We start from the raw sequence: 14016 nt of genomic DNA on the forward strand, positions 1-14016 counted from the left end.
TAAAAAAGAAAAAATGGGCGGAGCAAGAAATTCTTTACCTAATTTCAAGATAAAATCAACTTTTTGTTTCACAGCAATCACTTAAAGTTACATATCCAACTATTTTTTTCATTAAAAAATAAACTTATTTTTGAAAATTATGTTTTCTTAAGTCGTGAAACACTTTGATGGATCATTTATTTGTGGAAAACTACGTTTTGTTATTCTAAAAAACTTATATAAAAAATAGTAAGGTTTTTATTTCGAATCCATAAAATATTCTTGGATTGCTTCTCGTGTTTTTTTCACTTTTTCGCTAAGCTTTTCGTTTTTAGCCATATAGAAATAAAAAATGATATCGATCGTAGCAAATTGGGCCAAAAGTGAATTAGTTGCTGCACTTCGATTCGTGATTTCTTTTGGTCTAGATGTTTGTACGAGTACATCGGCTATCTTGCTAAGCGGGTTATTTCCAAATTGCGTCAACGCAATGATTTCGATATTCATGCTTTTCGCCAGCTCGGCTAATGCGACTACATCTGCACTTCTACCTGAGTTTGAAACAAGCCAAAGCACTTTCTTTTTCTCATTGCTGACAAGTTGCGGGAGCAAGACGTGGATATCTTTTTCAAAAATGATTGGCTTACCGACACGAGACCATTTTTGCAGAATATCTTCTACTACTAAAGAAGAGGCGCCAACCCCATATAAAAAAACAGTCTCTGCCGATTCCAAACACTCTACGACTTTTTGGATCGTTTCTTCTTCTAGAATATCTACTGTTTCTTTTATCGCTACTTGTGCATTGTTACCAAGTTTGTTTTTGATAGAGTAAAAGGACTCATTTGCTTCTATATCACTAAAACCTTCATCGATTCCAGTCTGTAGTTCTGTTGAAATCGTGATTTTGAAGTCCGTCAGACTTTGAAAACCGATTTTTTTGGAAAAACGTACAACTGTCGGCGCACTCAACCCGGAAGCTTCTGCTAATTCATTAGCTGTCATTGTAGGGACCTTCTCAATATTACCGATAATGTAGTTGGCCAACTTTTTTTCTGCTGAAGAATAATCTTCCATCATACTTTCAATACGACTAATTACGCTCATAAGTTCCTCCACCCTTTTAATGATAGTCTATGTAAGTATACCATATCAGACCCTTATTCACGGTCGTATACTGGATAAAAAAACAAAAAAAACAATCCGCCCAACAGAATATCTTATCCTATCAATCCCACAGATTCTATTGAGCATCTGTGTCTTTGAGGAATACCTGTTATCTATTGTTCGGATTGTTTTCTATCTACTACTTTTTTACAGGAAATTTACCTATTAGTTTTCTCTGCTGTAATTTTTGACTTCTGCTTCCATAGCATCAATAAAGATATTCAAATCTTCTACAGCTGTTTCTTTACTTCCATAACGACGTACGTTCACTGTTGCATCTTCCAATTCCTTGTCTCCAACAACCAATTGGTAAGGGATCTTTTGTGTTTGAGAGGCACGTATCTTATAGCCCATTTTTTCATTACGATCATCAACTTCTACACGCAACCCCTTCATTTGCAAACGTTCTTTGATTTCATAAGCATAATCGCCATGTGCATCAACAGAAACAGGGATGATTGTTGCTTGTATAGGTGCCAACCATGTTGGAAAAGCGCCTTTGTATACTTCTGTTAAATAAGCAACAAAACGTTCCATTGTAGAAACGATTCCGCGGTGGATAACTACTGGACGATGCGTATTTTCCCCGTCTTCTCCAACATATGTCAAATCAAAGCGCTCTGGCAATAAGAAGTCTAATTGTATAGTTGATAATGTTTCTTCTGTACCAAGAGCTGTTTTGACTTGAACATCTAGTTTTGGTCCGTAAAAGGCTGCCTCGCCTTCTGCTTCAAAGTAATCTAGTTCTAATTCATCCATAGCGGCTTTCAGCATTGCTTGGGCTTTTTCCCACATTGCGTCATCATCAAAATATTTATCTGTATTGTTTGGATCGCGATAGCTCAAGCGGAAACGATAATCTGTAATATTGAAGTCAGCATATACTGCCACCATCAATTCAAGCGTACGTTTAAATTCATCTTTGATTTGATCAGGACGAACAAATGTATGACCATCATTCAACGTCATTTCTCGTACACGTTGTAAACCTGACAAAGCACCTGATTTTTCATAGCGATGCATCATTCCTAATTCAGCGATACGAATTGGTAATTCACGATAAGAATGGATCGTGTTTTTGTAGACCATCATGTGATGAGGGCAGTTCATTGGACGAAGAACAAGCATTTCGCCATCTCCCATATCCATTGGCGGGAACATGTCTTCTTGATAATGATCCCAGTGTCCAGATGTTTTGTACAACTCAACATCTCCCATTATTGGTGTATATACATGTTGGTAACCTAGACTAACTTCTTTGTCTACGATATAACGTTCGATCGTGCGTCGGATTGTTGCCCCTTTTGGAAGCCAGAATGGCAAACCAGAACCTACTTCTGGGGAAACCATGAACAAGTCAAGTTCTTTTCCTAGTTTACGATGGTCTCTTTCTTTTGCTTCTTCACGGAGACGGATATATTCTTTCAAAGCTTTCTTGTCAAAAAAGGCTGTCCCGTATACACGTTGCATCATTTGATTGTTTGAGTTTCCACGCCAATAAGCACCTGCCACTGATAATAATTTAAATACTTGTATACGGCCAGTGGATGGAACATGTGGTCCACGACACAAATCGATGAATTCGCCTTGTTGATAAGCAGTAATCACTTCTTCTTCTGGCAATTCACTAATCAGTTCTACTTTGTACGGATCACTTGCAAAAATTTCTAATGCTTCCTGTTTTGAAAGAACACGGCGTTCGATTGGCAGATTTTCTTTGACGATTTTCATCATTTCTGCTTCGATTGCCGGCAAATCTTCTGCAGTTACTTGGTTTTGTCCATTATCTGTATCGTAGTAAAACCCTGAATCGATAGCTGGTCCAACGCCAAAGTGGATATTTGGATAGAGGCGACGCATGGCTTGGGCCATCAAATGAGCTGCTGAATGACGGACTAAGCCAAGTGCATCTTCATGGTCTGGTGTGATGATCTCAATACTTGCATCTTCCTCGATTGGACGAGTCAAATCAACGAGTTTTCCGTTCACTTTACCAGCTAAAGCTTTTTTTGCTAAGCTTTTTGAAATGCTTTCAGCAATTGCCAATGTTGTTGTTCCAGACTCAAATTCTTTGACTGCACCATCTGGAAAAGTAATTTTTATCATAATAGTTTCCTCCTTGAAATGTTTTGATTGATCAGATCATCAAGCTGAAAAACAAAAAAATCCTAGCATCTCTTGAAAAGAGATACTAGGACGAAAAGTTCGTGGTTCCACCTAATGTTCAAACGCAAATGCGTTCCTCAAGCGTTGTAACGGTCCGACCGCCCTTGCTTCAACAAGGGTTTCGAAAGTGGTCATCCTTTGGTTTTCTCCTGGAAAAGTTTCAGCCTAGCTTTTCCTCTCTTATCGAAGACTCTCAAATTCAGTTGGCTTTCTCATCAATCAATTATGTGTTTATTTAACCACTAATAAATAGAAAAATCAAGTGGGAAACTAAACTTATTTTTTCCATTCCCCATTTACACCGTATGTTCCTTTTTTCATCTCATTGATGATGACATGGATGTGTTCTTTTGGTGCCTGCGTGTTTTTATGAACAGCTTCCGTGATATCTTTCATCATATTTTCTAATTGTTCCGGACTGCGACCTTCTACTAATTCGACATGTACGAATGGCATAATGCTCTCTCCTCTTTCTGATCGTTCTTTTTTCAACTCGATTCTATCATACTATGTTTGTCTTGGGTACTGAATCAGGAAAAATGGCTGGATCTTTTTTTGCTCTCAAGGCACTCAAAATAGAGACCGTATCCACGACTTCTTGCAAAACAGCTCCGAATAATGCGGGGATTAGTCCCGTACTTGCAATTAACATCAAAAAAATACAAATAAAGATGCCAATCAGTACAGATTGTTTCGCTATTCTCATCGTATCTTTTGAGATCACTACTGCTTTTGCTACACGTAAAAGATCATCTTTCAAGATGACCGCATCTGCACTTTCACTAGCAGCTGTAGAACCATGAGCTCCCATTGCAATGCCGATATCTGCAGCAGCAAGTGCTGGTGCGTCATTCACGCCGTCTCCTACCATCGCAACAGGTCTTTGATCTTTAGGGATACTTTCTAAAATGGTCAGTTTATCTTGAGGCAAGCAACGGGCATGTACAGAATCTAATTGGACTTTTTCTGCAATCGTTTGAGCAATGGCAGATCCATCCCCGGTGATCATCATCAAATTTTTCACATCAAGTTTTCTTAGCTCCTTGATTGTCTTTGCTGCTTCTGGGCGAATCTGATCCGAAAATAGGATCGTTCCTGCAAAAGATCGATCAATTGTTACATAAATTGCTGTATTGGACGTTTCTATTTCTTCAGCTGAAACAAAAGAGGCACGTCCAATCTTTACTTCATGATTATTGACTACTGCTTGGATTCCTTGACCGGTCACTTCTTTCAGTTGACTAACAGGATACAGTTGGCTGTTTTTCACGTTGTTCACTAACGAACGAGCTAAGATATGGCTAGATTCCTGTTCTGCACTAGCTGCATACAGAAGTAGCTCTTCTTTTTTTATTCCATTGACTGGCTGAATCGCCTCTACTTCCAATATCCCTTTGGTAAGCGTTCCTGTTTTATCAAAAGCAATCGTTTTTGTACGTGCGAGCTTTTCAATCGTTGTTCCAGTTTTTACAACGATCCCGTTTTTACTTGAACGGCTCATTCCTGCAACTAAAGCAATGGGCGCAGCTAGAATCAGTGGACAAGGTGATGCCACTACCAGTACCTCAGCAAATCGTAAAGGGTCTTTTGAGAACCACCAAGAAATACCACCGATCAAATAAGCAATCAACGTGAAAGGGACTGCATAACGATCAGCTAAACGGACAAATCGGGCAGGCTTTTCTTTTGATTCTTCGACTAGTTTAATAATCATTTGATACTGGCTGTCTGCGGCACGTTTTTCAGCGATCATTTGGATCGAACCGTCTCCATTTAAAGACCCTGACATAATCTGATCTCCAGGTTTCTTGGTTTCCGGGCGGGACTCACCTGTCAAAGAAGATTCATCGACCGAAGATTCTCCTTTGGTCACTCGACCATCTGCGGGTACAAGTTCGCCAGGCTTGACTAGTAACTGGTCATCAATATTTATTTCATCGATTACTATATCCTGCAATTTTCCTTCTTTGAATCGATGGGCAATTCTTGGGGTGTTATCTAACAAAGACTGCAGTTCTTTACCCGCTCGTTTATTCGCGTAATCCTCTAGACTATCTCCGCCCGTAAGCATGATCAATATCATCAAACTAGCCCAGTATTCTTTGACAGCTAATGTTGCAAGGATTGCGGTAATCGCTAATACATCTACGCCATATCTTCCTGAACGTAACGTCTTGATCATTTCCAAAAACATCAAGAAGGCGAGAATCCCTCCAGTAAATGCGACAATCGCAAATGCAAGGGCCGGCTGGTGAAAAACAAATTCACTTAATAAAGCTATCCCACCAATAAGCAAAGTAAGTAAAAATTTTTTGAAATGTGTCATTGTTTTTTCTCCTCTTTTATGTGACTTAGAGAGGTTAGTAATAAATTTCCAGCTGCCTCTTTCATCTTAAGCATAGTCCTTGACTAGCACTTTTTAAAACAATAGGCCTTAATTGAAAACAACTATCACTATCAGCGTTTCCAAAATTCATCAGTTCTACAAACAAAAATATTCAGCAAGGATTACTTTTTCGATTCATCAGTTAAAAAGTACCTTTTTTCGAAAAACTATGCTATACTTTTAATTCGTTATTTACGGCGGAAGGAGCAAACATGCGATGAATGAGAAACAACTAGAACAAACGCACGTGGATGAAACGATCGAACTAATCCAGATCGAACAAAATATGCTGGATACAAAACAACAAGAATTGACTCAGGAAATGAATCATTCGACAAAAGACACAGCTAATCACAAGATTCGAGCTGGTTCCAATGAAGCTTTTTATGAATCTGCTGTTGAATATCGCCAACATGAGCAGGAATTGCTTTTGAAATACCATACTCTTGAAGCACAGCAAAAACGCCTGCAAACGTTGTCTGTCATGAAAGATAGTCCTTATTTTGCCCGTATCGACTTTAAAGAAGACCGTGAAACAGAAACATTATATCTAGGTATCGCTTCTTTAAGAGATCTGGCAGAAGAAACAATCGTTATTGACTGGCGCGCACCAATTGCCAATCTTTATTATGAAGGTGAGATTGGTCCCGCATTTTATGAAACTGAAACAGATAGAATAGATGTCGATCTGCAGTTGAAACGACAATTTAAAATCCAAGAAGGACGTATTTTATCTATGGTAGATACGTCGGAAGTAATCAATGATGACTTTTTGCTAGAGATATTGGATGAATCATCAAGCAACCATATGAAAAACATCGTCTCTACGATACAAAAAGCACAAAATGCAATCATTCGGGACACAACAAGTAAAGTAATGCTGATTGAAGGAATCGCCGGAAGTGGAAAGACATCCGCTTTGCTTCAACGTATTGCTTTTCTGTTGTATCATAATCGCAAGTGGCTCGAGGCTGAAAACGTTCTTCTATTTTCACCCAACCATTTGTTTTCTGATTACATCTCGACTGTATTGCCTTCATTAGGTGAAAGCGGCGTGCCTACACAGACATTCAAAAATTATTTGGTGCAGCTGCTGCCAGAGTTTTCTTTACTAGATGAACAGCAACAAGAAAGTGGTTTTTTGCTAGGGGAAAAAGATCCGATACAAGTGATGAAAAGCGGATTGACCTTAGTCGATCAGATTGATCGCTATATCCAAGGCATCACAAACTACGGTCCCTTGTTCCGTGATATGAAAATAAATGGCCGTACGATCCTATCAAAGGAATCGATTCGCCAATGGTATAAAGAAACAAATGAACAATTACCTTTACATCATAGACTCTCTCTATTACAAACGAAGCTCCTGAAAAAATTAGGCGGTCTGCAAAAAGACGAAACACGTCAGCAATGGGTCAAAGATCTGGCGGAAGAACAGCTCCAAGAACTATACGCAACAGATCCAAATCTTGAATATACAGAACAAAAGGAGCGTTCATTACGTAAAAAACTGGCCAACCAAATCGTACGTAAAAGATTCCGTCGAATCCATCGAGGGATCATGAATTATCAATTTGTCAATATAACGAAACAATATCTCCACTTTCTACAAACTGTGCCACTTTCTCTTCTAACACGACATAAAATCAGCGAGACCAGATGGCAGGAACATTTGACAACTGTTCGTACACACTTGCGTCAAAGAGAATTGCGTCAAGAGGATGCTGTACTATTCTTTTTACTGATGCGCCGAACATATCCAGTGACGGTTACACACAAAGCTCGCTATATCTTTATTGATGAAATGCAGGATTTCGCACCATCACAAGTGGCATTGCTGCAAGCCTTGTTCCCAAAAGCAAATTTGACTTTCTGTGGAGATCTAAATCAAAATGTCTTTGGAAATGAAACGATCGTTGGATCATTGGAAGACCTTTTCGTGGACCGTGAAGTCACTCGTTTCCAATTAACGACAAGCTATCGCTCCACAAAAGAAATCACTGATTTTGCTAATCATTTTATTGTGAAAGAACATCAAGTAGAAACAACAGCAAGAAAAGGAGACCTTCCTTTGCTCATTCAAGGAACAACAGATGATATCAAATTGAATTGGTTAGCAGATACCATTCGAACGACTCAGGGAAAAGCCCGGTATTGGCGTACAGCAATCATAGCTAAAACACAAGAAGAATGCGAAGCTCTTTATGCTCAACTGCCAGACGAGTTGAAACAACAAGTCCAGCTGATTTTAAATGAGAGTGACTTTATGAAACGTTCCATTATTTTACTTCCAGCCTTTTTAGCAAAAGGTCTGGAGTTTGACCGAGTTTTCTTGTGGGATGTAGATGCAGAACATTTTTCTTCTCAGCAAGACAAATTGATCCTTTACACCATGTGTACACGTGCGATGCATGAATTGACCCTTTTTACCTCCAATAATGAAAGTCCTTTGTTAAACAATATGGATATTTCATCTTATGAGAAAAAAGTACTGTAAGTAAAAAGACAACTGCTATCATTAATGTTAGCAGTTGTCTTTTTACTTACAATAATAATTGCAGAAAAAGTAATTTAATCATTTAAGGTCATTTATTCTATATATAAATCCAAATCTGTTTCAGGATATTTTAATTTGACAAGCGAAATAATCATTTTCAGTTCTTCCATGTTTTCTGGATATTCTGGGTCAAATACCTTGCTATGACGGCCAATCCCGCCATTGTCGATCAATCGGTAAATTCGATTCCATTCAATGAACTGGTCAATTGATTGGAAATTGCTGATTGGATAGCCGCCACAATCCAAAATCTCTGATACACGAAATGCTAGGTATGCACTATCGATCACATTATTTTTTTTCGTGTCTATCTTCTCATTTCTTTCGATAAGAATTTTTTCAGGACGATGTTTCAAGCTCCACTCTAATAGTAGAAAGAAAGCCTCCATCCGATACTCTTCTTCAAATAACCGAAAGGCTGAATCAGAACGACGAAAAAGCAGCGGAATCAAATATTTTTGTCTATAAATCAGCATTGGTGCGCGGTCCACCATACACTCTAAATAACGGTTCAGATACCCTGTACCGACATAGTTTCCTAATCGATAGCCTTCAACGCCGAATCTTGCGTATTTTTGCGCTAATTTTGAACAATCAGTTACGTTCACAGCTAACTCTTCTACTTTGCGGTAACCGCTTAAGATACGTTCAAAAGGTTCTAAAGTGATTTTTGCTTCCATATTCTTCCCCGTCCATCTTCCACATACTTCATATCATTTCACATGATACTTATGCTCTCATCATACCACAGGTTGAATTAGAAAAGAAAATAAATCACACAAAAAAGCAAGACAATCTGTTAGTGAGATTGTCTTGCTTTTCGAAAAAGACTGAATACTTTTCGTTAAAACTGGTTGCTTAGTCTTCTAATGCCACATTATGGAACACATGCTGTACATCTTCTAGATCTTCCAGTGCATCAATCATTTTTTCAAATGTTTCTTGATCTTCTGGAGATAGTGTTACCTCGTTTTGAGGGATCATTTGGATCTCAGCGATTGAAAAATCAGTGATTCCTTTTTCTTTTAATGCTTCTTGTATACTATGGAAATCCGCTACTTCACCGTAAACGATGATTTGTCCTTCTTCTTCCATTACATCGCGAACATCGATGTCTTTTTCCATTAGATATTCAAGGATCTCATCAGCGTCTTCTCCTGCAAAAGCAAAGATTGCTGTATTGTCAAACATGTAAGAAACCGCTCCGGAAACACCCATGTTCCCGCCATTTTTCCCAAATGCTGCCCGTACGTCTGCTGCTGTTCGATTCACATTGTTCGTCAATGTATCAACAATCACCATTGAGCCGCTTGGTCCAAATCCTTCATAGCGCAATTCAGAGTATGTTTCATCTCCTGCACCTTTTGCTTTTTCGATTGCTCGGTCAATAATATGTTTTGGTACATTATAAGTTTTAGCGCGATCAATGACGAAACGTAGTTTTTGGTTTGCATGCGGATCAGGATCACCTGATTTTGCTGCCGCGTAGATTTCAATCCCAAATTTTGCATAAATCCGGCTATTATTAGCATCTTTAGCAGTTTTCTTTGCTACGATATTTGCCCATTTACGTCCCATATTTTCACTTCGCTTTCTGATTTGATAGTTTCATAACGCAAAAACGTCCTGTTCCATTATACTTGTGAATCACGATTCTGTGAAGCTTTTTTTCTTTCTTCCTTCATTCTTCTCATTTTTAGTCAATTATCTATACTCGGATTGGGATTTGCCCGAAATTCTGTTCCGGAATATTGCCTCCCAATTGATAGATTTGATCACTTCTAACTAACAGTTCCGCTTCTTGTGCCTCTTTTTTTCCGATTCGGGAATAAATAGAAATCTCTTTTTTTTCTTTTAAGAATCTTCTTCCAGCATCGGTAAATCCAAGTAGTCGAAGATAATTTTTATTTTGTTGGACAGGAATCTCTTGCTTTTTGATATTCAGCAAGACATAACAAGATAATCGTTGGATCCGTGTCCATGTATATCTTTTTGTTTTTACCTTTGACACAAAATCCTCAAAACTATCAGCAGTTGCAGCTGCTGTTTTCATGCGCGATTCTATTCCTTCGGTCATCTGATAGATATCTGTCAGTTCCAGCAAAGTAGAAGATAACAACCGATAACGCAAATACGGCCAATAAGATTCCCAAGTCTGCAGCGAACAAATTGAAAGATCTTCTTCTGTCTGAAGCGGCACAAGTCCAGCTATTCTTTTTCCTTCTTCTAACGCATGGCGAATGGCTGTTGCACTGGCTATCCTCTGATCTGTGATGATTTTTTCATGATAGCCTGCACTTTTACGTCGGATCGGATGTAATTCCATAGGGTGGACATACTTGGCATTTTCCTTTGCATAACTTAATCCCAAGATATGATTTGGCGAAGAAAAATCAAGCGTAATATCGGGATACAGACTGCGAAAAACCTCAGTCATTTTTTGCGGATAACTATACGTTTGATCAGACAGTTCTTGAAATGCCTCTTCTATCCTATCTTGATTCTCTTGGACAAAGCGTCCGAAACTGCTGTAATCAAACGAAGTCTCTTCTTCTGTTCCAAAACACAAACTGTAACAGTCCAGTGTTTGCAAGATTTTTACTGCACCTTTAGCAAAATAATCAGCTGACTGAACCGCCCATTCGACGGGAAGCTCCACTACTAAATCCACACCATTTTGTAAAGCTTCATTCGCGCGATGCCATTTATCGATGATAGCCGGTTCGCCTCGTTGCAAAAAATTCCCGCTCATTACAGCAATGACGACCTCTGCTCCTGTTGTTTTTCGTGCCATTTCCACATGATAGCGATGTCCATTGTGAAAAGGATTGTACTCTACGATAATCCCGCAGCTTTTCATGCGCATCCTCCTTCATAGTTATCGATAAAAAAGAAATAGAGACAAGTAAAAAAAGGCAAAAATCGGAAAAAATACCCGAACTATATAAACTATTCTCGCAAACACAATACTTCTGCGACGAAAAGCTGCACTGCAAGAGCAAAGCAATGCCTATATCGTTCGGATATATAATTTATGTTGAAGATTTATTCTTTTCTTGTTAACTCGAGCAGGCAAAACCGCTAGTCTTTGTATGCTACAAAGAACCAGCGCTTTGATTTCTCTGATGCTGCTTCGTCTGTAAAATCAGAAAATGCTTCGACTTTCGAAAAGCCGCTGTTTTCCAGCATTCTTAGATAACTTTCCAATGGATAGGTACGCTCTTGATGTAGTTCATCTTCACGAATAAATCGACCAGACCCTTCTTGTTCTTCAACGAAAAAGGTAAGAAAATGTTCGATGCTGTGTTTCTCGCTTCCTGGATAACTATCCCACAAAAAAGCAAAATTATCCCCTTGATAATGATAGCTATATTCTGGAAAAACTTCATCTACTTGATAGGTGGAGTGTACGTCAAATAAAAATCGGCCATGTTCTTCTAACGCTTGATAGACTTCATCAAACACTTGCTGTACCTCTTGTCTATTTTTCATATAGCACAGCGAATCAGAAAAACAGGTAATTGCCTGATATTGTCCGATTTCTGATAAATCGAGCATATTGCCTTCCACAAATTGGATCGATGCGTCTTCTTCATATGCTCGCTGGCTGGCAATCATCAACATCTCTTCTGAAAGGTCTAACCCTGTCACTTTATATCCATCTTTTGCAAAGGCAACCGCTAATGCTCCAGTACCGCATGCCAGTTCCAAAATATTTTTTGTGTCTTCTTGTAAATGACGTTTCGAAAAAGCTAGCCATTGCTGATAAAGTGTTTCGTCCATCACTTCATCGTAAATGAAAGCAAATGTTTCATAAGCCATATGTTAATCCAACCATTCACTAAGATCGACTAGCGGAGCATCTGACCATAGTTTTTCCAGATTATAGAAACTTCGTTCTGGTGCATGGAAAACATGTACGATCACATCTCCAAGATCGATCAATACCCATTTTCCGCCTTCTTTTCCTTCAATACGTTTTACTTCATATTTGTTTTCTTCTTCTTTATCAATGATTTCTTCTGTAATTGCGTTGATTTGACGTTCGCTATTTGCTGAACAGATCATGAAATAATCTGCCAACAAGGAAACATTTCGAACGTCTAAAGCGATAATGTCTTCTGCCCGTTTTGAATCTGCTGCTTCAACCGCAATTTTTAATTGTTCTTTACTATCTATGATGATTTCCTCCTAATATGAGCAGCTTATTTTTTTGCTACCCAGTAATTATATGTTTCGATTGTTTTTGGATAAATCTGTTGTTCTTGCGCAAGCAAATGGGCCAATGTATGTTTTGTTTCAAATGCTACAGCTTCGTCTAGATCAGCCCATGCAATGGCTCGTGCATCTTGTACCCCAGGAAAATCTCGACCTGGTTCAATATAGTCTGCTACATAAATGATTTTGTCAAGGAGACTCATCTTAGCAGCCCCAGTCGTATGCACCCGGATTGCATGAAGAATCTCTGCATCGGTGATTCCTAATTCCCGCTCTACAAACGAAGCGCCAACAAGACCATGCCAGATTGCATTATTATAATTCAATAACTCTGGATCAAAACCGTCTCTTACGATTACCATTTTGAACTCCTCATCTGGTCGTTCTTTTGCATAATCATGTGTCAATGCAGCAATACTAGCTTTTTCAGGAGAAGCACCGTATTTTTTGGCAAGAGCCACGGCTGTTTCTTCTACTCCAAGCACATGCTTGAAGCGTTGTTCGCTCATTCTCATCTGTATTTTTTGCATCAGGTTTTCTCTAGAATAAGCAGTATATTCATTACTATAGTCCATATTCATACAACCCTTCATTTTGAATATAATCAATTACTTTATCTGGAACAAGGTAGCGGATAGAACAGCCTTCTTTGATCTTTTGACGTATTTTCGTGGAACTGATGTCGATCTCAGGTACATCTACCCAAATTACAGGATATGGAGTATCCGCTGTGTATCCTGGTCGACGTATACCCACAAAGTTGACCATAGAAGTCAGCTCATCGATTTTATACCATTTTGGCAAATATTCTACCATATCCCCACCGATAATAAAGTAATAATCTGTATCCGGATTGTTTTGCGTCAATTCCTTCATAGTATCATAGGTGTAACTTTTCCCTCCACGAGCTAATTCAATCGTTTCAATCTGCAAAAAAGGATTGTCTTCCACAGCTAATTCCAACATGTTGAGTCGATGTTTTGCATCAATCGTCTGTTTCTCATCAACATGAGGTGGCTGATAAGAAGGCATCAAAAATACGCGGTCAAGACCTAAATTCCGGCCAGCTTGTTCAGCCATCACTAAATGTGCAAGGTGAACGGGATTGAATGTTCCGCCCAAGATCCCTACTTGCTTTTTCTTCTCTAAGAATTGAGGCATTTCTTCAGGAAATAATTGTGAACGAACAAATGTCTTAGCTTGCGTATTCATCATGGTCACTCCTTATATTGCTTTTACTTCTTTTGATAGCCTTTGATACTTTTCTTTTGTGGAAGGTTTGTATAATACAATAACACGTCCAATGATTTGGACGATTTCGCAATCTATTTCTTTTTCTAATACTTGAGCTGCTTCTTCTACAATCTCATCTGTATTTTGAAGTAACGATACTTTGATCAGTTCTCTTTTTTCTAAAGCTTCTTCAATTTGAACGATCATTGCTGAATTGATCCCACCTTTTCCGATTTGAAAAATCGGCTGAAGATGATGCGCTTTGCTACGTAAAAAACGCTTTTGTTTTCCTCTTAAACTCATAATTTTC

Annotated in this window: 13 protein-coding genes; 1 reads left to right on the forward strand and 12 read right to left on the reverse strand. The window is 38.7% G+C overall.

Going from position 1 to position 14016, the window contains the following annotated elements:
* Positions 1-237: 237 nt before the first annotated feature.
* The 4 genes from DIZ30_RS02165 to DIZ30_RS02185 all read right to left on the reverse strand — a co-directional run bounded on the left by DIZ30_RS02165 (position 238) and on the right by DIZ30_RS02185 (position 5638).
* Positions 238-1086 (reverse strand): MurR/RpiR family transcriptional regulator, encoded by an 849-nt coding sequence (locus tag DIZ30_RS02165; RefSeq protein WP_002287653.1) that lies wholly within the window; start codon positions 1084-1086, stop codon positions 238-240.
* Between the two features lie 225 nt (positions 1087-1311).
* Positions 1312-3252: a threonine--tRNA ligase gene (thrS, locus tag DIZ30_RS02170; RefSeq protein WP_002287651.1), complete on the reverse strand. Its 1941-nt coding sequence runs from the start codon at positions 3250-3252 to the stop codon at positions 1312-1314.
* A gap of 336 nt (positions 3253-3588) precedes the next feature.
* Positions 3589-3768 (reverse strand): 2-hydroxymuconate tautomerase, encoded by a 180-nt coding sequence (locus tag DIZ30_RS02180; RefSeq protein WP_002287649.1) that lies wholly within the window; start codon positions 3766-3768, stop codon positions 3589-3591.
* A gap of 46 nt (positions 3769-3814) precedes the next feature.
* A complete protein-coding gene (locus DIZ30_RS02185) occupies positions 3815-5638 on the reverse strand; it encodes a heavy metal translocating P-type ATPase (protein WP_002339670.1) in 1824 nt (607 codons plus the stop codon).
* A gap of 277 nt (positions 5639-5915) precedes the next feature.
* On the opposite strand from DIZ30_RS02185, the gene helD reads away from it, so the two are divergent.
* Positions 5916-8195 carry an RNA polymerase recycling motor HelD gene (gene helD / locus DIZ30_RS02190; RefSeq protein WP_002287644.1) on the forward strand — a complete coding sequence of 760 codons (2280 nt, stop codon included), beginning with the start codon at positions 5916-5918 and terminating at the stop codon, positions 8193-8195.
* 92 nt (positions 8196-8287) lie between these two features.
* Here the strand turns inward: helD and DIZ30_RS02195 are convergent, their stop codons facing one another.
* From DIZ30_RS02195 to yhbY, 8 genes are all read right to left on the reverse strand, one after another.
* Positions 8288-8935 (reverse strand): hypothetical protein, encoded by a 648-nt coding sequence (locus DIZ30_RS02195; protein WP_002295372.1) that lies wholly within the window; start codon positions 8933-8935, stop codon positions 8288-8290.
* A 178-nt stretch (positions 8936-9113) separates the two neighbouring features.
* Positions 9114-9833, reverse strand: coding sequence for a YebC/PmpR family DNA-binding transcriptional regulator (locus DIZ30_RS02200; protein WP_002287641.1), 720 nt, complete (start codon positions 9831-9833; stop codon positions 9114-9116).
* A 130-nt stretch (positions 9834-9963) separates the two neighbouring features.
* Positions 9964-11115 carry a nucleotidyltransferase gene (locus tag DIZ30_RS02205; protein WP_002330254.1) on the reverse strand — a complete coding sequence of 384 codons (1152 nt, stop codon included), beginning with the start codon at positions 11113-11115 and terminating at the stop codon, positions 9964-9966.
* 221 nt (positions 11116-11336) lie between these two features.
* On the reverse strand, positions 11337-12077 hold the full coding sequence (locus tag DIZ30_RS02210; RefSeq protein ID WP_109023069.1) for a class I SAM-dependent methyltransferase: 741 nt from the start codon (positions 12075-12077) through the stop codon (positions 11337-11339).
* A gap of 3 nt (positions 12078-12080) precedes the next feature.
* On the reverse strand, positions 12081-12440 hold the full coding sequence (gene rsfS / locus DIZ30_RS02215; RefSeq protein ID WP_077940756.1) for a ribosome silencing factor: 360 nt from the start codon (positions 12438-12440) through the stop codon (positions 12081-12083).
* 20 nt (positions 12441-12460) lie between these two features.
* On the reverse strand, positions 12461-13054 hold the full coding sequence (gene yqeK / locus DIZ30_RS02220) for a bis(5'-nucleosyl)-tetraphosphatase (symmetrical) YqeK (protein WP_002287635.1): 594 nt from the start codon (positions 13052-13054) through the stop codon (positions 12461-12463).
* Positions 13038-13688, reverse strand: coding sequence for a nicotinate-nucleotide adenylyltransferase (locus tag DIZ30_RS02225; RefSeq protein WP_002295375.1), 651 nt, complete (start codon positions 13686-13688; stop codon positions 13038-13040). The genes yqeK and DIZ30_RS02225 overlap by 17 nt, the downstream gene beginning before the upstream one ends.
* Positions 13689-13697: 9 nt before the next feature.
* Positions 13698-14009, reverse strand: coding sequence for a ribosome assembly RNA-binding protein YhbY (yhbY, locus tag DIZ30_RS02230; protein ID WP_002295376.1), 312 nt, complete (start codon positions 14007-14009; stop codon positions 13698-13700).
* Between the last annotated feature and the right edge of the window lie 7 nt (positions 14010-14016).

The organism is Enterococcus sp. H57, from assembly GCF_003112495.1.
Lineage (GTDB): Bacteria > Bacillota > Bacilli > Lactobacillales > Enterococcaceae > Enterococcus_B > Enterococcus_B faecium.